The organism is Nonomuraea sp. AD125B, from assembly GCF_041402765.1.
GTDB lineage: Bacteria > Actinomycetota > Actinomycetes > Streptosporangiales > Streptosporangiaceae > Nonomuraea > Nonomuraea bangladeshensis.
Map to the genome: position 1 here is coordinate 128486 of NZ_JBGLOU010000021.1, position 25572 is coordinate 154057.

25 protein-coding genes and 2 tRNA genes are annotated in these 25572 nt (G+C 70.2%); 18 read left to right on the forward strand and 9 right to left on the reverse strand.

Annotated elements, in window-relative coordinates:
• The first annotated feature begins 100 nt into the window (after positions 1-100).
• Positions 101-1072, forward strand: a complete 972-nt coding sequence (gene nudC / locus ACBR40_RS40895; RefSeq protein ID WP_371252184.1) for an NAD(+) diphosphatase — start codon at positions 101-103, stop codon at positions 1070-1072.
• Between the two features lie 22 nt (positions 1073-1094).
• Here the strand turns inward: nudC and ACBR40_RS40900 are convergent, their stop codons facing one another.
• Both ACBR40_RS40900 and ACBR40_RS40905 read right to left on the reverse strand, forming a co-directional pair.
• Positions 1095-1343 (reverse strand): mycoredoxin, encoded by a 249-nt coding sequence (locus ACBR40_RS40900; RefSeq protein WP_344210535.1) that lies wholly within the window; start codon positions 1341-1343, stop codon positions 1095-1097.
• Between the two features lie 121 nt (positions 1344-1464).
• The gene (locus ACBR40_RS40905) at positions 1465-2391 is read right to left on the reverse strand and encodes an alpha/beta hydrolase (RefSeq protein WP_344210533.1); all 927 of its coding nucleotides are present in this window, start codon (positions 2389-2391) and stop codon (positions 1465-1467) included.
• Between the two features lie 153 nt (positions 2392-2544).
• On the opposite strand from ACBR40_RS40905, the gene ACBR40_RS40910 reads away from it, so the two are divergent.
• From ACBR40_RS40910 to ACBR40_RS40940, 7 genes are all read left to right on the forward strand, one after another.
• Positions 2545-4587, forward strand: coding sequence for an ATP-dependent DNA helicase UvrD2 (locus tag ACBR40_RS40910; RefSeq protein ID WP_371252185.1), 2043 nt, complete (start codon positions 2545-2547; stop codon positions 4585-4587).
• Positions 4588-4794: 207 nt separating this feature from the next.
• Positions 4795-5664, forward strand: coding sequence for an acyl-CoA thioesterase II (tesB, locus tag ACBR40_RS40915; protein WP_344210529.1), 870 nt, complete (start codon positions 4795-4797; stop codon positions 5662-5664).
• A 116-nt stretch (positions 5665-5780) separates the two neighbouring features.
• A complete protein-coding gene (locus tag ACBR40_RS40920; protein WP_344210526.1) occupies positions 5781-6047 on the forward strand; it encodes a hypothetical protein in 267 nt (88 codons plus the stop codon).
• 123 nt (positions 6048-6170) lie between these two features.
• A complete protein-coding gene (locus ACBR40_RS40925) occupies positions 6171-6440 on the forward strand; it encodes a WhiB family transcriptional regulator (protein WP_020544973.1) in 270 nt (89 codons plus the stop codon).
• Positions 6441-6513: 73 nt separating this feature from the next.
• Positions 6514-6678 (forward strand): hypothetical protein, encoded by a 165-nt coding sequence (locus tag ACBR40_RS40930; protein WP_177240918.1) that lies wholly within the window; start codon positions 6514-6516, stop codon positions 6676-6678.
• A 148-nt stretch (positions 6679-6826) separates the two neighbouring features.
• Positions 6827-7420 (forward strand): RNA polymerase sigma factor, encoded by a 594-nt coding sequence (locus ACBR40_RS40935; protein WP_371252186.1) that lies wholly within the window; start codon positions 6827-6829, stop codon positions 7418-7420.
• Entirely contained in the window at positions 7417-8085 is a 669-nt protein-coding gene (locus ACBR40_RS40940) for a hypothetical protein (RefSeq protein ID WP_371252187.1), read from the forward strand. Before ACBR40_RS40935 ends, ACBR40_RS40940 begins: the two co-directional genes overlap by 4 nt.
• A gap of 1113 nt (positions 8086-9198) precedes the next feature.
• Here ACBR40_RS40940 and ACBR40_RS40945 read toward each other — a convergent pair.
• On the reverse strand, positions 9199-10545 hold the full coding sequence (locus tag ACBR40_RS40945) for an ABC1 kinase family protein (protein ID WP_371252188.1): 1347 nt from the start codon (positions 10543-10545) through the stop codon (positions 9199-9201).
• 62 nt (positions 10546-10607) lie between these two features.
• Positions 10608-12332: a ThiF family adenylyltransferase gene (locus ACBR40_RS40950; protein ID WP_371252189.1), complete on the reverse strand. Its 1725-nt coding sequence runs from the start codon at positions 12330-12332 to the stop codon at positions 10608-10610.
• Positions 12333-12461: 129 nt separating this feature from the next.
• On the opposite strand from ACBR40_RS40950, the gene ACBR40_RS40955 reads away from it, so the two are divergent.
• The 3 genes from ACBR40_RS40955 to ACBR40_RS40965 all read left to right on the forward strand — a co-directional run bounded on the left by ACBR40_RS40955 (position 12462) and on the right by ACBR40_RS40965 (position 14408).
• Positions 12462-13244, forward strand: coding sequence for an enoyl-CoA hydratase-related protein (locus ACBR40_RS40955; RefSeq protein WP_344210514.1), 783 nt, complete (start codon positions 12462-12464; stop codon positions 13242-13244).
• A gap of 67 nt (positions 13245-13311) precedes the next feature.
• On the forward strand, positions 13312-13827 hold the full coding sequence (locus ACBR40_RS40960) for a M48 family metallopeptidase (RefSeq protein ID WP_177241275.1): 516 nt from the start codon (positions 13312-13314) through the stop codon (positions 13825-13827).
• Entirely contained in the window at positions 13821-14408 is a 588-nt protein-coding gene (locus tag ACBR40_RS40965; protein WP_371252190.1) for a DUF2064 domain-containing protein, read from the forward strand. Before ACBR40_RS40960 ends, ACBR40_RS40965 begins: the two co-directional genes overlap by 7 nt.
• On the opposite strand, the gene ACBR40_RS40970 is transcribed toward ACBR40_RS40965, so the two are convergent.
• From ACBR40_RS40970 to ACBR40_RS40980, 3 genes are all read right to left on the reverse strand, one after another.
• Positions 14395-15300 carry an endonuclease/exonuclease/phosphatase family protein gene (locus ACBR40_RS40970; protein ID WP_371252191.1) on the reverse strand — a complete coding sequence of 302 codons (906 nt, stop codon included), beginning with the start codon at positions 15298-15300 and terminating at the stop codon, positions 14395-14397. The genes ACBR40_RS40965 and ACBR40_RS40970 overlap by 14 nt on opposite strands.
• A gap of 120 nt (positions 15301-15420) precedes the next feature.
• Positions 15421-15981: an NUDIX hydrolase gene (locus ACBR40_RS40975; protein WP_344210507.1), complete on the reverse strand. Its 561-nt coding sequence runs from the start codon at positions 15979-15981 to the stop codon at positions 15421-15423.
• On the reverse strand, positions 15978-17192 hold the full coding sequence (locus tag ACBR40_RS40980; protein ID WP_371252192.1) for a zinc-dependent metalloprotease: 1215 nt from the start codon (positions 17190-17192) through the stop codon (positions 15978-15980). Before ACBR40_RS40980 ends, ACBR40_RS40975 begins: the two co-directional genes overlap by 4 nt.
• Positions 17193-17322: 130 nt before the next feature.
• Here ACBR40_RS40980 and ACBR40_RS40985 point away from each other — a divergent pair, with 130 nt between their 5' ends.
• From ACBR40_RS40985 to ACBR40_RS41015, 7 genes are all read left to right on the forward strand, one after another.
• Positions 17323-18396 (forward strand): NAD-dependent epimerase/dehydratase family protein, encoded by a 1074-nt coding sequence (locus ACBR40_RS40985; RefSeq protein WP_344211630.1) that lies wholly within the window; start codon positions 17323-17325, stop codon positions 18394-18396.
• Between the two features lie 61 nt (positions 18397-18457).
• Positions 18458-18883, forward strand: a complete 426-nt coding sequence (locus ACBR40_RS40990) for a molybdenum cofactor biosynthesis protein MoaE (RefSeq protein WP_344210504.1) — start codon at positions 18458-18460, stop codon at positions 18881-18883.
• A gap of 10 nt (positions 18884-18893) precedes the next feature.
• A complete protein-coding gene (locus ACBR40_RS40995) occupies positions 18894-19937 on the forward strand; it encodes a PDZ domain-containing protein (RefSeq protein WP_344210501.1) in 1044 nt (347 codons plus the stop codon).
• Positions 19938-20101: 164 nt separating this feature from the next.
• Complete coding sequence (locus ACBR40_RS41000; RefSeq protein WP_371252193.1) at positions 20102-23053, forward strand: UPF0182 family protein; 2952 nt, start codon at positions 20102-20104, stop codon at positions 23051-23053.
• Between the two features lie 57 nt (positions 23054-23110).
• Positions 23111-23187, forward strand: a tRNA-Met gene (locus ACBR40_RS41005).
• A gap of 105 nt (positions 23188-23292) precedes the next feature.
• Positions 23293-23369: transfer RNA gene (locus ACBR40_RS41010), tRNA-Met, on the forward strand.
• A gap of 97 nt (positions 23370-23466) precedes the next feature.
• Positions 23467-24282 (forward strand): hypothetical protein, encoded by an 816-nt coding sequence (locus ACBR40_RS41015; RefSeq protein ID WP_371252194.1) that lies wholly within the window; start codon positions 23467-23469, stop codon positions 24280-24282.
• A gap of 10 nt (positions 24283-24292) precedes the next feature.
• On the opposite strand, the gene ACBR40_RS41020 is transcribed toward ACBR40_RS41015, so the two are convergent.
• Together ACBR40_RS41020 and ACBR40_RS41025 are read right to left on the reverse strand one after the other, a co-directional pair.
• Complete coding sequence (locus tag ACBR40_RS41020; protein WP_344210493.1) at positions 24293-24481, reverse strand: hypothetical protein; 189 nt, start codon at positions 24479-24481, stop codon at positions 24293-24295.
• 103 nt (positions 24482-24584) lie between these two features.
• Positions 24585-24992 carry a hypothetical protein gene (locus ACBR40_RS41025; protein ID WP_344210490.1) on the reverse strand — a complete coding sequence of 136 codons (408 nt, stop codon included), beginning with the start codon at positions 24990-24992 and terminating at the stop codon, positions 24585-24587.
• Positions 24993-25572 lie beyond the last annotated feature (580 nt).

Genomic DNA, 25572 nt, shown 5'->3' on the forward strand with positions numbered 1-25572 from the left:
ATCTTAGCCGGAGCGCGGACGGCGGCGGGCCCGAATCGGCGATCAGGCGCTGACCCGCGAGGTCATAGGATGACATGGAAATTCTGGAGGGGGCGGGCCTGTGGAGATCACGGCGGAAGAACAACTGATCGGACCCCTGCTTCTCGCGCGCGGCACCATCGACCGCTCCGCGGCGTTGCGCGCCGACGAGCGGTGGCTGGAACGTGCCTGGGCCGACCCGGCGACCAGGGTGCTGGTCATCGACGACGGCCACACGCTGGTGCGCAGGAAGGGCGACCAGGTGCGGGCGGTGCTGTTCAGCACCGACGAGGCGCCGGAAGGGCCGCGCTACCTGCTCGGCGTCGAGGGCGAGGTCGCCTACTTCGCGGTCGCCGCGCCGCTGCCCGGCGTGCCCAGGCAGGAGGCCAACGGGCGGGTCACGTTCGCGATGAAGCTGGCCGACACCCCCGACGGCGACCCGGTCGCGGCCGGGCTGCGCCAGGTCGGCGGGCTGCTCGGCGACCGCGACGCGGGCCTGCTGGTCTACGCCGTCGCGCTGGAGGCCTGGCACGCCACCCACGAGTTCTGCCCGCGCTGCGGCAACCGCACCGAGATCCGGACGGGCGGCCACATCCGCGTCTGCCCCGAGGACGGCAGCCAGCACTTCCCGCGCGTCGACCCCGCCGTGATCATGCTGATCCGCGACGAGAACGACCGCTGCCTGCTGGCCCGCGGTCCGCAGTGGCCGCAGGGGCGCATGTCGATCCTGGCCGGGTTCGTCGAGCCGGGCGAGTCGCTGGAGCACGCCGTGGTGCGCGAGGTCGCCGAGGAGGTCGGCGTCAGCGTGATCAGGCCGCGCTACCTCGGCAGCCAGCCCTGGCCGTTCCCGCGCAGCCTCATGCTCGGCTTCTTCGCCGAGGCCGTCACCACCGAGCTGCGGCCCGACGCCGAGGAGATCGCCGAGGCGCGCTGGTTCTCCCGCGAGGAGCTGACCGCGGCACTCGACTCCGGCGAGCTGCGCCTGCCGCCCGCGGTGTCGATCGCCCGCCGCCTCATCGAGACGTGGTACGGCGGGCAGCTCGACTACGAGTGACCGGCCCGATCAGGCGGCCCGATCAGGCGGCGCCGAGGATGGCCTTGACCTCCAGGGCCGACGGGTTCGTCCGCACCACGCGGCCGCCAGGCGTGTCGATCACCACGGTCGGCACCGTCTGGTTGCCGTTGTTGACGCTCATCACGAACTCCGCCGCCGACGGGTCGCGCTCGATGTCCACCTCGTCGAAGCTGATGCCCTCACGGGTCAGCTGGGCCTTGAGCCGCTTGCAGGGGCCGCACCAGCTCGTGCTGTAGACGGTGAGCGCCATGTCGGGTGATCCCTCCCAGGTCAGAAGTCAGGCGTCCGGTGCAACAACCCGGCATGCCCGCTTAATCCCTTGGCCAAGAGGGCCGTGTTCAGCCGCTGTGCTCAGCCGCTGTGCTCAGGCATCAGCCGATGCGCTCGGCGATCCAGGTCTGCACCCGCTCGGCCACGCCCGGCTCCCGGTAGAGCGGCGCGCTGTGGTTGATGCCCGGCTGCGTCAGCACGGTCACCGGCACGCCCACCTTGGCCAGCATCTCCCGCAGCAGGATGCCCTGCGACGGCGGCACGAACTCGTCCTGCGAGTGAATGGTCAGCACCGGGGCGTCGCGCCTGCTCGCGTGCCAGGCGACCTCCATGCTGGCCCACACGCGCGCGCACTTGCCCTTGGGCGCGCAGCCGCCGGCCAGCTTGATCGCGGCCTTGCGCAGCCTGCGCTTGTTGAGGTCGGTCGTCTTCCTCGCGTCGCCGTCGGCGTACGCCTGCAGCGGGGAGGTGATCGGCGACAGGCCGACCACGCCCTTCAGCCCGCTCACGCCGTCGCCGTACGTGCCGACCGCCGCCGCGATGTGCCCGCCCGCCGAGAAGCCGACCACCACGTAGTTGCCCGGGTCGAACGACCACCGGTCGGCGAACTTGCGTGCCGTCGCGATCGCCGTGAGCGCGTCGGTGCGCTGCGCCGGCCAGGCCGCGTCGCCGGACAGGCGGTAGTTGAGGTTGAAGACCGTGTAGCCGAGCTCGGCGTAGCTGCGGGTGATCTCCTTCATGTAGCGCTTGTCGCCGCTGGACCACCAGCCGCCGTGGATCAGGAAGACGCCGGGCCGCTGCTGGCCGTCGGGGGTCCACCACACGTCCATCTGCTGCCGCCTGTGCGCGCCGTACGCGATGGTCTCCGTGCTCAGTCCGTAGACGTCGTCCGTGGTCGCCGAGGTGGCGACGCTGGGTGAGGGAGTGGGCTGCGCCGCGGTCGCGCCCACGCTGACCGCATCGGCGCTGACGGGCGTGAGCACGACGGCAGCGAGCGCCAGAGCGCCCACATGAACCGCTATCCGCACGGCCTTCCTTTCCCCCAGGGTCAATGGTCGGCCCCATTGTGGGGGAAGAGACCAGTTCTTTGCATCTCGCCGCCTAGGAACATACGACGGCCCGCATGTTGCCAGAATAAAGCCCCTGGCCGCCAGTGCTGGGAAGATGAAGGGGTGACACACGTGGATGACGTCCTGATCGGCCTCGACCCCGAGCAGCGCGCCGTCGCCGAGGCGGTGCGCGGCCCCGTCTGCGTGCTGGCCGGGGCCGGGACGGGCAAGACCAGGGCGATCACCCACCGGATCGCGCACGCGGTGCGGAGCGGGGTCGTCGACGCGCAGAGCGTTCTTGCTGTGACTTTCACCACGCGCGCGGCGGGGGAGTTGCGCCAGCGGCTGCGCGCGCTCGGCGCGCCCGGCGTGCAGGCCCGCACGTTCCACGCCGCCGCGCTGCGCCAGCTCACCTACTTCTGGCCGCGGGTGATCGGAGGCGAGGCGCCCTCGGTCATCGAGTCGAAGCTGCCGGTGCTGGTCGAGGCGTGCCGGCTCATCCGCAAGAGCCCCGACCGGTCCGAGCTGCGCGACATCGCCTCCGAGATCGAGTGGGCCAAGGTCACCCAGATCGGCCCCGAGGACTACGCCGCCGCCGCGGCCAAGCACCACCGCACGCCCCCCGTGGCCGCCGAGGAGATCTCCCGCCTGTACGAGGCGTACGAGCAGCTCCGGCGCGAGCGCCACCTGGTCGACTTCGAGACCATCCTGGAGCTGACCGCGGCCGTGATGACCGAGCACCAGGAGGTCGCCACGCAGATCCGCCAGCAATACCGCTACTTCGTCGTCGACGAGTATCAGGACGTCAACCCGCTGCAGAAGCTCCTGCTCGACACCTGGCTCGGCGGCCGCGACGACATCTGCGTGGTCGGCGACCCCAACCAGACCATCTACTCCTTCACCGGGGCCAGCCCGCGCTACCTCACCAACTTCGCGGTCGAGCACCCGCAGGCCGCCGTCATCAGGCTCGTCCGCGACTACCGCTCCACCCCCCAGGTCGTCGACCTCGCCAACCGGGTCATCGCCCGCGGCCGCTCGCCCCACCGGCTGGAGCTGGTCGCCCAGCGGCCCGACGGCCCGCGGCCCGCCTTCGCCGACTACGACGACGAGCCGGCCGAGGCCGCCGGGGTCGCGAGGGCCATCAGGAAGCTGCTCGACAAGGGCGTGCCGGCCCGCGAGATCGCGGTGCTGTTCCGGGTCAACTCGCAGTCGGAGGCGTACGAAGAGGCGCTCGCCAAGGCCGAGATCCCCTACCTGCTGCGGGGCGCGGAGCGCTTCTTCGAACGCCCCGAGGTCCGGCAGGCGGTCGTGCTGCTGCGCGGCGCGGCCCGTTCGGCGGCCGGCGAGCCGCTGGCCGCCGAGGTGCACCACATCCTCGCCGGCGTCGGCCTCACCCCCGCGCCGCCCGGCGGCGGCAAGGCGAGGGAGCGGTGGGAGTCGCTGAAGGCGCTGGCCGACCTGGCCGAGGACCTGGCGGCCGAGGGCGCCGACCTGCCGGCGTTCGTCGCCGAGCTGGAACGCCGCGCGGCCGAGCAGCACGCGCCGCCCGTCGAGGGCGTCACGCTGGCCTCCCTGCACGCCGCCAAGGGCCTGGAGTGGGACGCCGTGTTCCTCGTCGGCCTCACCGACGGCATGCTGCCCATCGTCTACGCCGAGACCCCCGAGCAGATCGAGGAGGAGCGCCGCCTGCTCTACGTCGGCATCACCCGCGCCCGTGAGCACCTGACGCTCTCCTGGGCGCTGGCCCGCGCGCCGGGCGGGCGCAAGGGCCGCCGGCCCTCACGCTTCCTCGACGGCCTCACCGGCCGCGCCGCCGCCCCGCCGCGCCCGATCCAGTCCGCCGCCCGCGAGCGGCGCACCGTGGCCGCGCCGGTGCACTGCCGGATCTGCGCCAAGACGCTCACGGCCGCGGCCGAGCAGAAGCTGGGCCGCTGCGCGACCTGCCCCGCCGACTACGACGAGGAGCTGCTGGAGCGGCTGAAGGCGTGGCGCACCGCCACGGCCAAGGACAACAAGATCCCGCCGTACGTCGTCTTCACCGACGTCACCCTCCAGGCCATCGCCGAACGCGCGCCCGGGACCGAGCAGGAGCTGCTGTCGATCCCGGGCGTCGGCCGCGTCAAGATCGACCGCTACGGCGAAGCCGTCCTCGCCCTCTGCCGCGGCGCGGCGTGACAAGCGGGGTGTAACAAGCGCCTGTCCCGGCACGGTGTAACAACCGCGAAACGCCGGCCGGTCATCATCGGACCGCCGGGTCGGATGCGGACCGGCTCCGGCGGCACGTCAAACTTGTGTCAGGACCGGATACCTGTCCGAGAAGAAGACCTGCCCCGCCGCCCTCACGCACCGGACGGCGCCGGGGCCCGCGAGGGGGACCGACACGTGAACGAGGCGCTCAAGGAGCTGCTCGACCTGCTCGACCTGGAGCAGATCGAGCTGGACATCTTCCGGGGGAGGAGCCCCGAGGAGCGCATCCAACGCGTCTTCGGCGGCCAGGTGGCGGCCCAGGCCCTCGTGGCGGCCGGGCGCACGGTCACCAAGGACCGCTTCGTCCACTCGCTGCACGCCTACTTCATCCGGCCGGGCGACCCGTCGATCCCGATCGTCTACAACGTGGAGCGGGTGCGCGACGGGCGCTCGTTCAGCACCCGCCGGGTCCAGGCGGTCCAGCACGGCAAGGCGATCTTCACGATGTCGGTGTCGTTCCACATCGCGGAGGAGGGGGTGGAGCACCAGGCGTCGGTGATGCCGGCCGTGCCGGCGCCCGAGACGCTGCCCACGTTCCAGGAGCGCATGTACGCCCTGGTCGGCGACCACCCCGAGTTCCGCGACTGGGTGTCGCGCCCCCGGCCGGTCGACTCCCGCTACGCCTCGCCGCTGACGTGGGAGGCGTACAACGACCCGTCGCTGCGCAGCGCCGAGACCAACGTCTGGTTCCGCTACGACGCCGAGCTGCCCGACGACCCGCTGCTGCACGTCGTGCTGGCCGCGTACGCCTCCGACTTCACGCTCGTGGACACCATCCTGCTGGCGCACGGCATGGCGTGGGGCATGTCCAACGTCATGGGCGCCTCCCTCGACCACGCCATGTGGTTCCACCGCCCTTTCAGGGCCGACGACTGGTTGCTCTATGCTCAGGAGTCACCGTGGTCTGCGGGGGCGCGGGGGTTGGCGCGCGGTGAGATGTTCACCGCGTCCGGTGACCTCGTGGTCTCCGTCGTCCAGGAGGCGATGATCCGGCCGCTGCGATAGCGAAATCGCAGGTAGAAAATATGTTGCCGGGTCCCGGCCTTCCGGTTTAGGGTCATGGGCAAGCGAGTCGGACACGACTGTTTCCGACGATCAGCAGAGTGGAGGTGAGCCCAGTGATGAGCATTCTGAAGACTGCAGCCACGCCGTGGCTCGCTTCCGCATGCCGTGATTCGGTGCTGCTCGCCCACGAGCCCGCCAAGCCACGGCAGGAGAAGTCTGCCCGTAGCCAGTCCGCCGCCTTCTACGCGCGTGCCCACTTCGGCGCCGCCGCTCCGCAGGTGGCTCCTGTCTACGCAGGACGTATCGAACTGCCGGCCAGCCAGCTCACCAACGGTGGACTGTGCGGTCCGCAGCCCTGGAGGGATACACCGGTCATAACCTGACCGGCGACAGTAGCCCCCAGGCCGCGGATCCACAGACGGATCCGCGGCCATTTTGTTGCCCGCGATCCGACCACCTACGAGGTGTCCAACAAGAACAAAAGGATCGATCGAAGGAGAAAGAAGATGGGGGCGAAGACGATCATGGACCTGATCGACGAAGCCAAGATCCCCTGTCGTACCGACCCTGACCTGTGGTTCGCCGAGTCGCCGGATGACGTGGAGTTCGCCAAGGCGCTCTGCGGCGGCTGCCCGATCCAGAAGGCCTGCCTCGACCGCGCGCTCGAGCGCGAGGAGCCGTGGGGCGTCTGGGGCGGCGAGCTGATCCTCAGGGGGACCGTCGTTCCCCGCAAGCGTCCGCGCGGGCGTCCCCGCAAGCACCCGGTCGCTGCCTGACCCACCTGTACGAACGCACCACACCGAGAGGAAACCGAGACTGATGAACGCTCGACCGACGAGGAGCACCGGAATGTCCCATCTCATCCATGACCTCGTGAACGACCGAATACAAACCCTCCACCGCGAGGCGGAGGAGGAGCGTCTCGCGCTGCGCGTACAGCGTGTGCGACGGGCGCAGCGCGAGGTACAGAAGGCCAACGACCGCCTCCGGCGCGCCCTGCTCCTGCAGTGGTGATCGGGGAGATCCTGCCGCCGGCGCAGGATCTCCTCACTGAAGACGGATGATTCAGCCTCATTCATGAACGCGAGAGCCGGGCGCCGACGGGCGCCCGGCTCTCGCGCTGTTCCGGGAACCCGCCCGCGCCCGGCGGACAGTACTGCTTGTGGATGTGAACCTGCGGACCCGCATACGCGACGGCGACCAACGCGCCTTCGAGCAGCTTTTCGACCAGTACGCCAAAACCGTCTACAACCACGCCTGGCGGCTGACCGGCGACTGGTCGGCGGCCGAGGACGTGGTGTCGCTGACGTTCCTGGAGGCGTGGCGGCTGCGGGAACGGCTCGCCCCGGACGGCGGCTCACTGCGGCCCTGGCTGCTCGGGGTCGCCACGAACGTGGCCCGCAACCTGCGACGGGCCAGGCGGCGGCACGAGAACGTGATGGCCAGGATGCCCCGCGACGACGCCGTACCTGATTTCGCCGACGACCTGGCCGGCCAACTCGCCGACCAGGAACGGTTAGCCGAGGTGCGCGAGGCCCTCGGCCGGCTGCGCAAGCCCGAGCAGGACGTCCTGCTGCTGTGCGCCGGGGCCGGGCTCGACTACGCCGAGGCGGCCGAAGCCCTCGGCATCCCGATCGGCACCGTCAGGTCACGGTTGTCGCGGGCCAGGAAAAAACTGGAACTAGCCGTGGCCCGGCGACAGAAGAATGGTGACCGCGGCACCGCGGTCCGGTCCGTCAAGGAGTCCACCTCATGAACATCTTCCCGCCGGAACGGGATCTTCCTGAGGGCCGTCACCAACTGCTCAAGGAGTTCGTGATGACCGCCCTCCAGAACAACCCCACCCCTCCCCAGCCGACTTCGTCGCCCGCCTCCCCCACTCCGCCGGCCTCCCCCACTCCGCCGGCTTCATCCCGGCCGCTCCGACCGCGCCGCACGCTGCTACGCCCGGGCGTCCTGGCTCCCGCACTGGGCCTGGCCGCCGCGGCCGCGGTGGCCCTGCCGCTGATGTTCGGCGGCACCCCCGCCTACGCCGTCGCCAAGAACCCGGACGGCACCATCTCCATCACCGTCAACGAGGCCAAGAACCCGAAGGCCCTTGAGTCCGACCTGAGGCAGATGGGCTACAACATCGTCGTCGACTACCTGCCTGAGGGCAAGAAGTGCGCCACCCGCCCGCGCGGCACGACCTGGGTGCCGAAGGAGGAGGCCCCGCTCGCCGTCTTCCCGCCCACCGTGGACACGGGCGGCTTCCAGATCGACCCCCAGCAGATCAAGCCCGGCCAGACCGGCGTGCTGGAGTTCGCCGTGAACGAGAACGCTGAGGCGGGCACCGTCGTCGCCGGCATCTGGGCCCGAATCTCCAACGGCCCGGTGGCCCCCTGCGACCTCATAGACGGCTCCGCCCCTCTCGGCGACTAGAGCGCGTCTCCGCGGCCGCCGGCACAGCTGCCCCGCATCGCCGTCACATGGCGACCCCACGTGGTGACGCCGCCATGTGACGCCGCCATGTGGTGACGCCACGGGTAACGCCGGCATGTGGTGACGCCTTGTAGTAACGCCGCCATGTGGTGACGGCGGGTCGCCGGTTGCACTGGAGCCGGCGCCCCGCCGTCACCCGTGACCTCACCGATCCGCGACCCGCCCGCCCGCCGCTACCTGACGGCCCCGCCACGCGGAAGAGCAGAAGCCTGGACGAAGCCCTCGCAGACGAACGACCCGCCCGAATCGTTGAGGCACGCGGGGAAACTGCCCTCGCATCATTACACAGAGTAATGAAGGCCGACGACCGGTTCCCGAAAATCAGCCCGCAGCGACCACCAGGGCAACGGCCCGCCCCCACTGAAGAACCCAGCCATCGGCCCCTTCACCTCCAGTGAGACCAGGCACCCCAGAAGCCGGACCTGTAAGCGTCCGGAACACACACCAAGCCGACCCCTGACAGGCCCATTCCCGCATCCCGGGCCTGCGCCCGCGCCTCCGCACCCCTCGGGCCTGCGCCCGCGCCTCCGCACCCCCGCGCCTGCGTCTCCGCGTTTTGCGCCCGCACTCGCGTCGGCACCCCGAACCCTGCACCTCCGTCCGCGCTTGGCGTTCGTACCCCGCGCCGGCGCTTCTGCGCCCCTCACCTCCGCACCTTGCGCCTGCACCGGCACCGGCACCGGCACCCCGAATCCTGCACCCCGCGCCCGCGCTTCACCCCCGCGCCCGCACCTCCACGCTTGCGCGTCCCTGCACCTCCGCGTTTTGCGCCCGCACTCGCGTCGGCGCCCCGAACCCTGAGCCTCCCGCCCTTGCCGCACGCCCGCACCTGTGCTTCCGATTCCGCTTGCGCGCCCGCACCTCGGCGCTTGCGCGCCCGCGACTTCGCACCTCCGCACCTCCGCACCTCCGCGTGAAACGCCGCCCGCCGACGAGCTCAGCGCCAGGACCGGGCCGGGCCGTCATCGCCGAGTCGCTCACGCTGCTGACGTGGTGCGGCCCGTACCCAGCACTCAGATCAGGCTCTGGATCTGAGGGCCGGGGTCCGGGGGGTCAGCTGATGGCCAGGGCCTTGTCGTCGGGCTGGTCGTCCGGGTCGTCGGAGAAGCCGGGCACCCAGCGGATCACCTCGTCCCGGAACCGGGCCGTGGTGTTGAGCTGGCAGAGCACGCCCACGCCCGCCGCGTGCACCCGGTGGATGAGCACGTACGACGCCGGCAGGTTGAGCTGGCGCACCACGTTGCCAGGGCGCAGGTCGGCGACGCTGGCGGCCTGGGTCTGGAGCCATTCGCGACTGAAGGTGAACTCCTCGACCGCCGTCGGCTCCACGTACGGCGCCAGGAAGGCCCGCAGCGCGTCGGGATCGATCTCGATCTCGGGCCGGATGAACCCCTCCTGACGCAGCCCCGTCACGACGCTCTCCATGTCGCCATGGTTGAAGATCCGCATCAGCTGCCCGAACACCCTGGGATAGCCGTCCGGCAGCCGGTTGACCGCGCCGAAGTCGAGCACCCCGAGCCTGCCGTCGGGCATCATGCGGAAGTTGCCCGGATGCGGATCGGCGTGCAGCAGCCCCACCCGCGCCGGCGAGCAGAACAAAAACCGCACGAAGAGCAGCCCCGCCCGGTCGCGCTCCTCCTTGGTGCCCTGGGCAATGATGCGCGACAGCGGGACGCCGTCCATCCACTCGGTGACCAGCACCATCTCGTTGGCCGCGATCACGTCGGGGATCAGGAAGTCGGGGTCGCCGTTGAACTCGCCGGCGAAGGCGTGCTGGGCGTGGGCCTCGCGAAGGTAGTCGAGCTCCTCTTCGATGCGTTCGCGCAGCTCGGACAGTACGGCCTTCATGTCCAGCCCGGGCAGCAGCACCCCGAACAGCTTGCCCAGCCGCGCGAGCTGGGTGAAGTCGCCGAGCAGGGCCTTGCCCGCCCCCGGGTACTGGATCTTGACGGCCACCTCGCGCCCGTCGTGCCAGACGGCTTTGTGCACCTGGCCGATGGAAGCGGCGGCGGTCGGCTGGTCGTCGAAGGAGCGGAAGTTCTCCCGCCAGTCGTCGCCGAGCTGTTCGGCCAGCACCTTGTGGACGGTGGCGACCGGCAGCGGGGGAGCGGCGTCCTGGAGCTTGGTCAGCGTGGCGCGGTAGGGACCGACGATCTCCGGCGGGAGCGCCGCCTCGAAGATCGACAGGGCCTGCCCGAGCTTCATGGCGCCGCCCTTGAGCTCGCCGAGCACCTTGAAGACCTGGTCGGCGGTGCGCTGCTGAACCTCCTGCGCCACGATCTCGGCGGACTTGCCGCCCAGCCGCTTGCCCAGCCCGATGGCGGTACGCCCGGCGAATCCGAGGGGAAGCGTGGCCAGCTTGGCGGAGCGCGTGACAGCACGGCGTGGAAGATCGCTCACACTGATGCGCGGAACCTCGGCAGAGGTCCGCTTCCCCCCTTCGTGGTCGTCCTCTGAGCACGTCAGTCGCGGTGAGGCGACATGACCATTGTTAGCGGAGATGGATTGTTTCGCATACAACGACAATGCGGATGTTGCTGCCAGGAGCGTCTTTTCCAGCGCCAATCAGGCGTTACGTCCATTGTGCCGTTGGTCACAGCGGATTCCTTGCCGTCAAGATGAGCAAGCGCATGTCCGGTAGCCTCCGCCGCGACCAGCGTCGCCAGGGTCGCGTCACAGGCGATCTCGCCGGGCGGGTAGCCGCCCACCGTCGCGGTCACGATCGGCCAAGCGGGGTCGCTGTCGCGACGCGCGAGGTCGAGGCAGTGCAGGCACGCGGTCCTTCCCGGCAGGACCAGTGGCCCGACCATCCCATGCCCCTCGAAGGCGGCCGCCAGGAGGTGGGGGATGCCCAGGGCGGTCAGTTCATTGGCCAGCACCCCGTCCAGGGGCGTGACCGGCGCGATGACCACCAGATCCGGCCTATCCGACTGATCCCCAAGATATGTCCCTCCGGCAAGTACCTCGACCGTCGGTCTGACCAGGTCATGACCGTCGATGTACCGGCTGTCGCGCGGTTTCCTGGGCCGTGCGAGGGCCTCCTGCCGCGCGGCCAACTCGGCCGCCCGCTGACTCGTCGGCCTGCCGAGGTAGCGCATGTCATTGCCCACGTACGCGCCTGCGCCCCTGTTCACGCCCGCGCCGCTCATGCCAGTGCCGCTTCTGGCACCTGCGCCTGCACCCGTGCCGGTTCTGGGCCCCGTGACCTGCGAGGCGGGTGGCGTGCCACGCCCCGGCGACCGCTCGCCGGTCGCAGGCGCCGCGCCAGGACGCCGGCCCACGGAGGAGCCGCCAGAGGAAACAGCTTGCGGGACGGCGGGGGAGGACGTCCGGCCGCCGGCACCAGAGCGCGACGTCCCAGCCGCCCCGCCACCGCCACCCGTACGCGTACCCGCGCCGCCACCGGCGTCGGGACGCGCACCCGTCCCGCCACCGCCACCCGTACGTGCCCCCGTCGTCGGCGCCTGGCCGGCAACAGCGGCCCGCGGGGACCGGGCCGTCGCCGCGGATGCGCCGGCCGGGCCCGGGACAGAGCGGGAACCAGGAGAACCGGGTGCGGCGGAGCCGGACGCGGGGACATCGTCCCGGACCTCGGGAACAGGCGGGCGACCACCGGAGGTGAGCCGCCGCGCCACGGCCGCCGCGCCCTCCTCCCGCGTCATCCCCACCTCCGCCCACGACAGCCCGCCCGGCGTGATGTGAGCAGGCCGTACGGTGCCGGGATCGATCACCCGGATGTGCCCCACCCCGGCCGCCGCGAGCAGGGCGACGATCTGCGCCCCCACCCGCCCGGCCCCGTAGACCCGCACCCGGGAGGCGCGGCGCCGGGCGACCAGCCCCATGCCGCCGTCCGGTGACGCGGAGGCGAGGTCGAGGGCGTCGAGGTCGGGTCTCAGCCGGTCGCGTTCGGCCAGGCTGAGATCACTCAGCACGCCGGAGCAGACCGACGCGTCGTGCAGCGCGCCCTGGGCGGTGAGCTGGTCGAGAAGGGAACGGGCGCGGCACTCGTCGAGACCGGCGGCGCCCGCGGCACGCAGGACGTGATCCAGATCGCGGGTGCCGTCGAGACATTCCAGCCATTGCCGGATCGGCCGGGCCAGGCCGGACATCACGACGGCGCGCAGGGGGTGCACGCCGTACTGAAGGGTCTGCTCATCGCGGAGTACGCGCCGGAGGGCGGGCTTCACTCGGGGCCTCATGGCGGGAAGGTTGGCACGCCGGACCATGATCCCGAGAGCGTTCCGCGCCGCCTGTGGATAACCCCGCCCACCCACCGGCGATCAAGGCCCCGAAGGCCCCCCGAGTACGCTCTCCGCATGAACGAGCTCTTGGTTGATCGCGACGACGACGGCGTGGTGCTCCTCACCCTCAACGTCCCCGAACGCCGCAACGCCATGACCGACGCCATGACCGACCGCTGGCGCGAGACGATGACCGCGCTCGCCACCGACCCCGACGCCCGCTGCGTCGTCGTGACCGGCGCGGGCACCGCCTTCTCGGCCGGCGGCGACCTGTCCTGGCTCGGCGAGCGCGGCGCCGAGGCCGTCCCCGAGCTGCGCGAGCGCATGCTCGCCTTCTACCGCACCTGGCTGCTGGTCAACCAGCTGGAGATCCCCACGATCGCCGCCGTCAACGGCCCGGCGGTCGGCGCGGGCCTGTGCGTGGCGCTGGCCTGCGACCTCGTCTACGCCGCCGACGACGCGAAGCTCCTGGTCCCGTTCACCTCGCTGGGGCTGCACCCGGGGATGGCGGCGACGTACCTGCTGCCCCGCAGAGCGGGCGTCGGACTGGCCCGCGAGATGCTGCTGACCGGCCGCACGCTGACCGGAAGGGAAGCGGCGGATAAAGGTTTGGTAAATCGATCTTTCCCTAACAATGACCTGATCCCCGAAGTCAGAGCCCTCGCCCAGAAGATCGCTCAGAACGCTCCCATTGCCACACGACTCACCAAACTGGCCCTCAACCAAGACCATCAAGACCTGGAAGCCGCGCTGAGGTGGGAATCCCTGGCCCAGCCGATCACCATGGCCACGTCGGACCTGCTCGAGGGCCTGGCCGCGCATCGGGAAAGGCGCGTGCCCAAATTCACCGGCTCTTAATCATCTGACCAGCAGAAACAGCGCCTCCCCTCTGTGGAATTTCCGTCAACTCGGCTACCGTGCATATGTGCCCCCCGAGACAGTCGAGGTTCGTCGAAGTTCTCGTCGCCGGCGTACGGTCTCCGCATACCGCGACGGCGACAAGACCATCGTGCTCCTGCCCGCCTGGCTGAGCGGCGAAGACGCGGATGAATGGGTGAGCCGCATGCTGGATCGGCTGGCCGCCAAGGAAAGCCGCCGCAGACCGACGGACGAGGCGCTGCTGGAGAGAGCCAGGGAGCTGTCGGCGAAATATCTCGGCGGCGACGCCGAGCCCGTGAGCGTCCGCTGGGTCGACAACCAGCAGCACCGCTGGGGCTCGTGCACCCCGGAGAACGGCACGATCCGCATCTCGACGCGGCTCAAGGGCCTGCCGGAGTGGGTCATCAACTACGTGATCATCCACGAGCTGGTGCACCTGCTGGTGCCGAGCCACGGCGCCGCGTTCTGGGCTCTGGTAGAACAGTACCCCAAGGCGGAGCGGGCCCGCGGCTTCCTTGAAGGATTCTCCGCCGCGGCCCACTCGGCCCCGGAGGAATGTTGATCCGCGTCGTCGCCGTCCTCGTACGTCACCGCATGGCGAACGCGGCCCCCGCGGGCATCGACCCCAAGGCGTTCCTGGAGGCGATGGCCGAGGACACCTACGAGATGGCAGCCGGCCTCGACCTCGTCGCCCCGGTCCTCGTCACCAGTGTCCCCGGCCTCGACGAGATCGTCTGGCCCGGCACCGAGATCATCGACATCGGCGAGGACGAGCCGCTGGCGTCCGTGCTGTCCCGGCTCCCCGGAGACCAGGCCGCGGTGATCGGCGCCGACGCGCCCGACCTGCCGCCGCTGCTGGTGGGCAAGCTGTTCCGCGAGCTCGGCCGCGCGGAGATCACGGTCTGCCCGGCGGAAGGAGGCGGCGCCGTGGCCCTGGCCTGCGCGTTGCCCGCTCCGGCCTGGGCCGACCCCGATCTCGACGATCCCGCCGTCGTGGCCACGCTCCGCGCGCAGGCCCCCGGCCCCCGGAGGGTCGCCACCACTCCGGGCTGGCACCGCCTGCGCGCCCCCGAGGACGTCCACCGCCTGGACCCCGGTCTCGAAGGCTGGGACAACACCCGGGCCCTGCTCAAGGAAGCGTGAGCTCGGCCAGCACGGCCCGGTGATCGGTGCCCGGCACCGTCCGTACGTCCACCGCCCGCACCGCCACCCGCCGGTCCACCAGCACGTGATCGATGGTGATGATCGGCGGCACCTTCTTGTTGGCCGGCCACGTCGGGATCAGCCCGGCCCCCACCTGGTCGGCCGCGTCCTTGTAGCCCCGCGACAGCAGCTCGCGCAGTGCCGCGTGGTCGAGCGAGGCGTTGAAGTCGCCGGCCAGGATCCGCACCCGGTCGCGGGAGGCGGACGGCAGCGTCCGCAGCGCCCGGTTCCAGTTGACGACGTTCGGCCCGAGCGGCGGATAGGGATGGACGTCCACAAACTCGATCGGCTCCCCGCCCGGCACAGACACGACCGCGGCCGGCATCTTGTGCCCGACGTCCGGCACCACGTCCGGCAGCTCACGCAGCTCGTGCCTGGAGTAGATCCCGCTGCCGCCGGCGCTCCACTCGGCCTCCAGCACGCGGTGGGGCAGCAGCTCCTTGAGCCCGGCCGCGTCCAGGTCGGACACCGCGCCGGGCGTCAGCTCCTGCGTGCTCAGCACGTCGGGCTCGAACTCACGCACCATCCGCACGATCGTCCCGGCGTCGGCTCGCCCGAACAGCATGTTGATCGTCATGACCTTGAACGGCCGCCCGGCGGCCGCCTCGGCCCTGCCGAGCGCCCGGGGAAGCACGGCGAACCCGAGCGCCGTGGTCGCCACCAGCGCCACGGCGGTGGCCGCGCGACGCCGCCCGGCCGCCGCGATCAGCAGCGGGAGCAGCGATCCCGCCGCCACGTACGGCGTCGCCGTCATGATCTGCGTCGGCAGCGAGCCGCGCTCCAGCCCCGCCACCCTGGCGGCGGCCCAGGCCGCGAAAGGGGTCACCGCCATCCAGGTCAGGACGGATCCGGGTGTTCTCCGGCGTCTGCGTACGGGCGTGACGATCGTGCCCCCCACGGGCGACTCAGCCGGAGCGCTCACCAGACCCCCTTTGGAACGACACAAAGGACTCTAGCCAACCCGGCCGGAACGCAGGCCGAGCACCGCCTGTCCACGTCTGGCCAACCGGCGCGTCGCCTCGTCGGAAAGCTCGGGGATCTCCTCGACGGGGAACCAGCGCAGGTCGAGCGACTCCTCGCTGATCACCGCCTCCGCGCCGGGCGGGGCCACGGCGGCGTACTCGACGTCGAGGTGCCAGCTCCTCGGCGGATGGCACCACACCTCGTGCTTGTCCACGGCCAGCGGCCCGGGCAGCAGCTCAAGACCGGAGATGCCGGACTCCTCCCGAGCCTCACGCAGGGCCACCTCGGTCAGCGAGGCGTCGGAGGGCTCGCAGTGCCCGCCCATGGGCAGCCACATGCCGGCCTTGGGATGCAGCGTGAGCAGCACCCGCGCGCCGTCGTGCGAGAGCACCGCGGTGGTCGCCGTCAGGTGCCCGGGCACGCAGGCGCGCAGCATCGCGTCGTCGTGGTCCCGCAGGTGGCCGAGGAACTCGACGCGCAGCGCCTCCTCCTCGGGCGTGGGCGCGGTCCAGGCCGACAGCACCGAGACCGCGTCGCCGTGCAGGCTCAACTGGCGCCGCCCTCGCCCTTGCCGTCGTCCGGCTTGCGCTCCAGCTCGGAGATGTCCCACGCCTGCTCGCCCCGGACGAACGCCTCGGGGTCGTCGAGGTCGTCGGCCGTCGGCATCAGGTCGGGGTGCCCCCACAGCGCGTCGCGGCCGTCGACGCCGCGCGCCTCCTCGAGGGCGCGCCACAGCGCCGCCGCCTCGCGCAGCCGCCGGGGCCGCAGCTCCAGCCCCACCAGCGTGCCGAAGGTCAGCTCGGCGGGCCCGCCGGTGGCCCTGCGCCGGCGTACGGTCTCGGCCAGCGCGACCGCCGAAGGCAGCTTGCCCGAGGCGCTGCTGTCCACCACGGTGGCGACCCAGCCCTCGACCAGCGCGAGCGTCGTCTCCAGCCGGGCCAGGGCGGCCTTCTGCCGCTCGGTCTCCTCGGGCTTGAGCAGGTCGCCCCCGCTCAGCGCCTCCTGGAGTGCCTCGGGGTTGTTGATGTCGAGCCCACGGATCTGCTCCTCCAGTTTGGAGGTGTCGACCGTGATGCCCCTGGCGTATTCCTCGACCGCGCCCAGCAGGTGCGAACGCAGCCACGGCACGTGCTGGAACAGCCGGTGGTGCGCGGCCTCGCGCAGCGCCAGGTAGATCCTGATCTCCTCGGAGGGGATCTCCAGGCCGTCGCTGAAGTGGGCGATGCCGCCCGGCAGCAGCGCCGCCCTGTCGGACAGCGGCAGGCCGATGTCGGTCGTGCCGACGACCTCGCGGGCGAGCGAGGCGATGGCCTGGCCGATCTGCTGGCCGACCATCATGCCGCCCATCTGCTTCAGCATGCCCATGAGCGGGCCGGCCATCTGCTGCGCCTCGGGCGGCAGACCGGCGCCGCCGAGCGCGCCGCCCATGGTGTCGACCATGCGCTGGGCTATGGGTTCGCAAAGCTTTCGCCACACCGGGACGGTGTTCTCGATCCATTCGGACCGGCTCCAGGCCTGCGGATTCACCACGCCGCTGGGCAGCGTGGTCGCCTCGTTCAGCCAGAGGTCGGCCAGGCTCAGCGCCTCCACGATCTGGCGACGCTCGCCTTCCATGACGCTCGGGTCGCCCTCGGCGACCACGGCGTGCCGGGCGATGTTCTTCGCCATGTCCCAGTTGACAGGGCCGGAGCCCTGAGGCGCCGACAGCATGTCGGCGAACTGGCGCATCGCCTGAGCCATCTGCTCAGGGTTGCCGAACATCGCGAACGGGTTTTCGTTGGGGTCGTTTTCACGACCTGGCAGGTCAGTCACCGCTCTACCTCGTGCAGGATGGAGGAGTCCACATCCGCCACGTTAGTCGTCCTGCGGCGGATCAGTGCAAAGTGAGGACCTGGTGCCTACCTCGAAACGCCCGCGCCAACCCGTCGTCGCCGTTACGGGCGCCGCCTCCGGCATAGGCCGGGAGCTGCTCGCGAAGCTCGTGTCCTCCGCGGATTTCCGCAGGGTGGTGGCCATCGACGAAGAACGCGGCGACATCCGGGAGGCCACCTGGAGAGTCATCGACGTACGAGATCCGCTCTTGGCGAACCGCATCTCCGACATCGACGTCCTGGTCCACCTGGCCGGCGACTACGCCCTCGACTCCGACCCGGTCGAGCGGCGCGCCTACAACCTGAGAGCGGCCCAGACCGTGCTCACCGCCTGCGCCGCGGCGCGCGTACGGCGCGTGGTGCTGGTCACGAGCGCCATGGTGTACGGCGCCGCGCCCGACAACGAGGTGCCCCTGGCCGAGGACGCCCCGGTGGCCGCCGAGCCCGACACCGGCCTCGTCGGCGACCACCTGGAGATCGAGTCCCTCGTACGCCGCTCGCTGCGCAGCCACCCCGGCCTGGAGGTGACCGTGGTCCGCCCGGCCGCGATCGTCGGCCCCGGCATCGACACGGTGATCACCCGCCACTTCGAGTCGCCCCGGCTGCTGACCGTCAAGGGCTGCATGCCGCGCTGGCAGTTCTGCCATCTCGACGACCTGATCTCGGTGCTGGAGCTGGCCGCGCGCGGCGTCGTCACCGGCGTGGTGGCCGTCGGCAGCGAGGGCTGGCTGGAGCAGGAGCAGGTCGAGGAGCTGTCCGGCATCCGCAGGTTCGAGCTGCCCGCGGGGCTGACGTTCGGCACCGCGCAGCGCCTGCACCGCCTCGGCATCACCCCGGCCCCGGCCACCGACCTGCACTACGTCGTCTACCCGTGGGTCGTCGACTGCGCGACGCTGCGCGAGGCCGGCTGGAAGCCCGCCTGGACCAACGAGGCGGCCTTCCGTCAGCTCCTGGAGCTGCGCGAGGACGCCACCACCGTGGTCGGCAGGCGGCTGCCGGTCAAGGAGGCGACCCTCACCGCGGCCGGCGCGACCGTCGCGGTCATCGGCACCGCCGCGATCGTCCGCCAGGTACGCAAGAAGCGCCGCCAATAGCGGGGGCGCGGGGCCCGGCGAGCGGCGGGAAGCGGCGACGGCGGAAAGGTAGTCTTGCGGCGTGGACGTCATCCGGCTGCTCGCCATTCGCGACACCCCGCTGTCCGTCGACGAGGTGCTGGCCGCCGTGGGCGACCACGCCGCGGGCGGCACCACCCTGTTCGTGGGCACCGTGCGTGAGCAGGACCACGGCAAGCCCGTGACCAAGCTCTCCTACTCGGCCCACCCCACGGCGGAGGCCGAGCTGCGCGCGGTCGCCGAGAAGATCGCCGCCGACTTCCCCCTGACGGCCGTGGCCGCCGTCCACCGGGTGGGCGACCTGGAGCTGGGCGACATCGCCGTGATCGTGGCGGTCGCCGCGCCCCACCGCGACGAGGCGTTCCGCGCCTCGCGCAGGCTGATCGACGATCTCAAGGCGCAGGTCCCCATCTGGAAGCACCAGGAGTTCGCCGACGGCGCGACCGAGTGGGTCGGCGCCGGCGAATAAGCTCTTGACCATGTCTCGACGCGCCCTGACGCTGTTGCTCGCGGGATTCCTCGTGCTCGCGTTCGGGGTGGCGGGCGCCTTCAGGCCGGTGCCCTACGTCGTGCTGAGCCCCGGCCCGACCGAGAACACCCTCGGCGAGCTCGAGAAGAAGCCGGTCATCTCGATCTCCGGCCGGCAGACCTATCCCACCAGCGGCGCGCTCAGCCTGGTCACCGTCGCCTACCAGGGCGGCCCCGCCGCCCAGATCGACCTGCTGACGGCGCTGCGCGGCTGGATCGATCCCGACGTGGCCGTGGTCCCGCAGGAGACCATCTTCGCTCCCAACCGCGACCCGAAGGAGGTCGAGGAGGAGAACACGGTGGAGATGACCAACTCCCAGGACTCCGCGACCGCCGCCGCGCTCAACGAGCTCAAGATCCCCTACAGCATGATCGTGTCCGTCGTCTCCACGGAGAAGGGCAAGCCCGCCGACGGCAAGCTGCTGAAGGGCGACGAGATCACCTCGATCGACGGCAAGGACGCCAAGGACGTCGACATCGTCAGCAGCACCGTCAAGGCGCACAAACCCGGCGAAGAGGTGGTCTTCGGCGTCCTACGGGGCGGGCAGAAGGTCGAGGTCCCGCTGCGGCCGATCGCGGGGCCGAAGGGGCAGCCGCAGGTCGGCGTGCTCATGCAGACCAAGTACAAATTCCCGTTCGACGTCGACATCAACGTCGGCGACGTGGGCGGGCCGAGCGCCGGGCTGATGTTCTCGCTGGGCATTCTCGACAAGCTCACCCCCGGTGAGCTCACCGGCGGCAAGAAGATCGCCGGCACCGGCACCATCGAGCCCACGGGCGAGGTGGGCCCGATCGGCGGCATCCAGCAGAAGATGATCGGCGCGAAGAAGGCCGGCGCGACGGTGTTCCTGACGCCGGCCGACAACTGCGGCGAGGCGGTGCAGGCGGCACCCGACGGACTGCGGCTGGTCCGCGCCGACACGCTGCACGCCGCGGTGCAGGCGCTCGACGCGCTGCGCACGGGCACGGGCAACGTCCCGGCCTGCCCTTCCTGAACCTGCGTAGTCGCAGACAAACCCTCGGACGAGGAAACTTTCGCCGGCCGCCGTGCGTTAGCCGTACGGCTGGCCTAGCGGTGTAGGTTGCCAGACACGGACCGTTTCTTCATTACGACGAGGGGTTGGCCTTGAGCTTCCGGACCCCAGGAGCCGGCAGGGCGATGCGCTTGCCCCGCCGACCGCGACTGCTTCTACCTGTGGCGATCGCCCTTGTGGCGATCGTCGCGTTGTTCTTCCTCTTCAGCGGCATCTATACCGACTACCTGTGGTTCGACGCCGTGGACTACACGTCGGTCTTCACCGGCGTGGTGCTGACCCAGATCGTGCTGTTCCTGGTCGGCGCGCTGCTGATGGTCGTGATCGCGGGCGGCAACATGCTGCTGGCGTTCCGCACGCGGCCCATGTTCGGCCCCGCGATGTTCGGCGGGGCGAGCGGAGCCGACCGCTACCGCATGGCGCTCGACCCGCACCGCAAGCTGATCTTCATCATCGGCATGGGGCTGCTCGCGCTCTTCTCCGGCTCGTCCTTCGCCGGTCAGTGGCAGACGTGGCTGCAGTTCGTCAACGGCGCGTCGTTCGGCAAGAAGGACGAGCTGTTCGGCTTCGACATCTCGTTCTACATGTTCGACTATCCGTTCATCCGGATGGTCCTGAACTTCCTGTTCACCGCGATCATCATCTCGATCCTGCTGGCCGCGATCACGCACTACCTGTACGGCGGCTTCCGCCTGCAGTCGCCCGGTCTGCACGCCTCCCGGGCCGCCCGCGTCCACCTGTCGGTGCTGCTCGGCATCTTCGTGCTGCTCAAGGCCATCGCCTACTGGGTCGACCGCTACGGACTGGTCTTCTCCGACCGGGGCTTCGTGCACGGCGCGTCCTACACCGACGTCAACGCGGTCCTGCCGGCCAAGACCATCCTCGCGATCATCGCGCTGATCTGCGCCGCGCTCTTCTTCGCCGGCGTGGTGCGGCCCGGCGGCATGCTGCCCGGCGTGTCCTTCGGCCTGCTCGTGCTCTCGGCCATCCTGATCGGCGGCGTCTACCCGGCGCTCGTCGAGCAGTTCCAGGTCAAGCCCAACCAGCAGGGCAAGGAGGCGCTGTACATCCAGCGCAACATCGACGCCACCCGGGAGGCGTACAACGTCGACAAGACCGAGGTCGAGACGTACAACGCCCAGGCCGACCCGGCCAAGGTCCAGCCGGGCGGCGACACCTCGGTCTCCGGCGTGCGACTGCTCGACCCGGCGCTGGTCTCCTCGACGTACGAGCAGACCCAGCGCATCCGCGGCTTCTACAACTTCGCCGAGCCGCTCGACGTCGACCGCTACCCCGACGCCAACGGCAAGATGATCGACCACGTCGTCGGCGTCCGCGAGCTGACCGGCCCGCCCGAGGGCCAGAACAACTGGATCAACCGCCACCTCGTCTACACCCACGGCTACGGCTTCGTCGCCGCGCCCGGCAACAAGGTCGACAGCAGCGGCCTGCCCGACTACGACGCCAAGGACATGCCGGTCACCGGCCCGCTCGCGACCAGCACGGGCCTGAAGGAGCCGCGCGTCTACTTCGGCGAGGAGCCGGCCTCGGCCGAATACGTCATCGCCGGCGGCAACCCCAACCGGCCGCAGGAGCTCGACTACCCGCAGACCGGCGGCACCGGCCAGAAGAACACCACCTACACCGGCGGCGGCGTCGCCCTCGGCTCGTTCTTCAACCGCATGCTCTACGCCGCCAAGTACAGCGAGGCGAACATCCTGCTGTCCGGCGACGTCAACGCCGACTCGAAGATCCTCTACGAGCGCCACCCGCGTGACCGCGTCCAGAAGGTCGCGCCGTTCCTGACGCTCGACGGCAACCCCTACCCCGCGATCGTGGACGGCCGCATCGTGTGGATCGTGGACGGTTACACCACGTCCAACGACTACCCGTACTCGCAGAGCGAGAGCCTCGGCGACATGACGCGCGACACCTCCAGTGACCGCCGCGTCATCGCCCAGCAGCCGACCGACCGCATCAACTACATCCGCAACTCGGTCAAGGCCACCGTGGACGCCTACGACGGCACGGTCAAGCTGTTCGCCTGGGACACCAACGACCCGGTGCTGCGCACCTGGAGCTCCGCCTTCCCCGGCGTCATCCGCCCGGCCTCCGAGATGAGCGCCGACCTGAAGGCGCACGTCCGTTACCCCGAGGACCTGTTCAAGGTGCAGCGCTACACCCTGTCGCGCTACCACATCACCGACCCGTCCGCCTTCTACAGCGGCCAGGACTTCTGGAACGTCCCGGGCGACCCGACGCAGGGCGACAAGAACACCAAGCAGCCGCCCTACTACCTGACCACCACGATGCCGGGTGAGCAGCCGACGTTCTCGCTGACCACCACGTTCGTGCCGCGCCAGGGCCCCAACCTGGCGGCGTTCATGGCGGTCAACTCCTCGGCCGAGTCCGGTTACGGACGCATCCGCATCCTGCGGATGCCGTCCAGCACCCCGATCCCCGGCCCCGGTCAGGCACAGAACGCCTTCCAGAGCCGCTTCGCCGGCGAGCTCAACCTCCTCGGCGTCGGCGCCTCGTCGGTCCGCTACGGAAACCTGCTGACGCTCCCGTACGCGGGCGGCCTGGTCTACATCGAACCGGTGTACATCCAGGTGACCGCGGGCGGCGGGCAGGAGCCCTACCCGATCCTGCAGCGCGTCCTGGTGTCGTTCGGCAGCAAGATCGGTGTGGGACGCACCCTGACCGAGGCCCTGCAGGAGGTCTTCGGCACGGAGGAGCAACAGCAACAGCAGCAGGAGCAGAACAACCAGCAGCAGGAGCAGGGCCAGGCCCAGGCCAACACCGCACTCTCCTCCGCGATCACCAACGCGCAGAAGGCCTACGACGACGCCCAGAAGGCGCTGCAGGCCAGCCCGCCCGACTGGGACGCGTACGGCGAGGCGCAGAAGCGGCTGCAGGAGGCGCTGAAGGCGCTGGAGGGCGCGAACCGGCAGCAGCCGGACGCCTCCGCCAGCCCGTCACCGTCCGCGTCGCCGTCGGCTTCACCCTCGGCCTCACCGACGGCCTCCCCGCCTGCCACGCCGTCCCCATCGGCGTCACCGACGGGAGGCACCTAGCCATCCGGTTTGCATCCACCCCGCGTTGCCGTCTAGTCTTAAGGCGCAACGCAGCGACGCGGGGTGGAGCAGTTCGGTAGCTCGCTGGGCTCATAACCCAGAGGTCGCAGGTTCAAATCCTGCCCCCGCTACCAAGAAGTCGAAGGCCCGGGAAACCGGGCCTTCGCTCGTTTCCGGGCCAGATTCGTCCCGGTACGAAGCACTCTCGCCAGCCTGTATAGTTGATGAAGTCACACCGACGCGGGGTGGAGCAGTTCGGTAGCTCGCTGGGCTCATAACCCAGAGGTCGCAGGTTCAAATCCTGTCCCCGCTACCAAGAAGGCCCTGGTCACCGAGAAATCGGAGACCAGGGCCTTGTTCTTTTCCCTCGGCTTGACCGCACCACGGCAGGGCTTTTCCGCGAGGATGGGCCCATGGGACTTTCGACGCCGAGGCGGTGGGCCTTCCTGACGGTCGCCGTGCTGGTCGCCTCCACACCGGTTCCGGCCCAGGCCGCCACGGATCCGGCAGGTGCCCTCGAACGGCACCTCCGCGCCGGCCACGGCGTACGGATCTCCGAGACCACCCGCATCACGCTCGGCAAGCGGCCCTCGGAGACCCGGATCACCGGTCGGCTCCGGCTCGCGCCGGCAGGCCCCGCCGCGGCCCGGTTCACCTGGTGGAGCGTCCCCCGCAAGGAGACCTACCGCGTGATCCGCGTCGGCTCGACCGTGTACGACGGCAGCAACGCCCACCCCGGGCCGATTCCCGACGGCAAGAAGTGGATCCGGTTCCCCAACAAGCACCGGGGAGTCATGGCCCGCGACATGGCGGCCGACGCCAGCCAGCAGCCGATCAACGTGTACGACCCGACGACGCTGAAGGCCGTGCTGAAGCGCTCGACCCGCAAGCCCGGCTTCCTCTACCAGGGCACCATGAGCTATCGCGACCTGGACAAGATCACCAAGACTCCGCTGTTCCATTGGACCAGCGGCCGCCCCATCGGGCCGAAGAGCCGGGGGAAGATCACCTGGAAGCTCTGGACCGGTCGTGACGGGACGCTCAAGCGCCTGCTCACCACGGACACCGAGGCGACCCTGGTCAAACGGACCGACACCCGCTACTCCGCCTGGGGCTCCCGCGTCGTCATCACCGCACCGCCCGCCGACGAGGTGATCGACGAAGCCGACCTGCTGGAGTACATCCGCAACGAGAACGAGCCCATCCCCGAGGACGAAGGCAACACCTGACCGGTCCGGCTCAGAGGCGCTTGCCCATCAAGGCGGCCGCCTTGTGCACGGCCCAGCCGATCAGCAGGAAGCCGAAGACGACCTGCGCGATGTGCATCCATGGCGAGGAGTCGTCCGCGTAGAGCACGACACCGGCCCACAACAGGCCGAAGATCCCGACCAGGAGGATCGCCACCCAGTTCAGCCTCCGTTGCCACATATCGGCAGTCTGGCAGTCCAGGGTGAAAGGACAGGTATGTCCGCAGTCGCCTACGAGTCAGGTCTGGCCCGACCGGCGCCGGCCGCTCCGCCGTCTCGGCGCCTCAGTGCCGCAGAGTGCGACGGGTGCCGGCGCAACGGCGCAGTCGCGGGCCGCGCGGGCTCGGCGGGACAGGGTCGACGCCGCTCTCCATGTGGGCGAGCAGAGCGGCCGCCGTTCTGGCATCGGCCAGAATGCGCCGTACCTCTTCGTCGTCCTGGGGGAGCTCGCCGCGCCGGGCCAGCTCGTCCCGTACGAACGACAGGGGGTCCGGCTCGCCCGCCATCTCGGCCGCGGCACTGGCTCGCGCGGCCGTCAGCAACTGCAGATACCGGGAACGCTGGACGGCCTCGCGCGTGTGGACGTGCTCGAGATCGTCGATGAGCGTCATGGCCACCCGCAGCAGGTCTCCGGCGCTGGTCCCCTTGTCGGTGAGGAAGGCGCGGATGTCGTCGAACTCCGAGCGGGTCATGGCGGACACCTCCGAGAGAGCGCTCTGCTCGTGGAGTACTTCCTACCGGGGGGCGATTGCGGATGACTTGCTGTGCGCTTGACCGGGCGTGTCGGGCGGGCGAAGCATGGGAGAGGTTTGGGGGACTGCAGGGGAGGGAAGGACCATGTGATTACCCGAGTTGCGCGAAGCACCGGCGATCGGCTGCTAGAGTTGCTTCGCGCGGGACGCCCGGGGCTCACGGAGCTCCAGGAGCCGGCCCGCAAATCCCACTGACGGACCTGGACCGACCACTTCGGACGGGCTGGTAAGTTAGAGGGGTTGCCCCGGAAACGGGGCGCGGATTAATTCCAGCAGGTCGAGCAAGTCCGGTCAATTTGACAGAGACTTGAACGGCTGAAAGAATTAAGACACAACGAAGACGAAATGAACGCCTCCGAGGCGGGGCCCGCAAGGGAATCCGGCGAGGAAGTACGCGTCCGTTTCTTGAGAACTCAACAGTGTGTTAAAAGCCAGTGCATGTGCATCACACATGTATGACCCCGTCATTTTTGACGGATTCTTGCTTGGATGATTCATCCGAACAAGCTGTATTACGCAG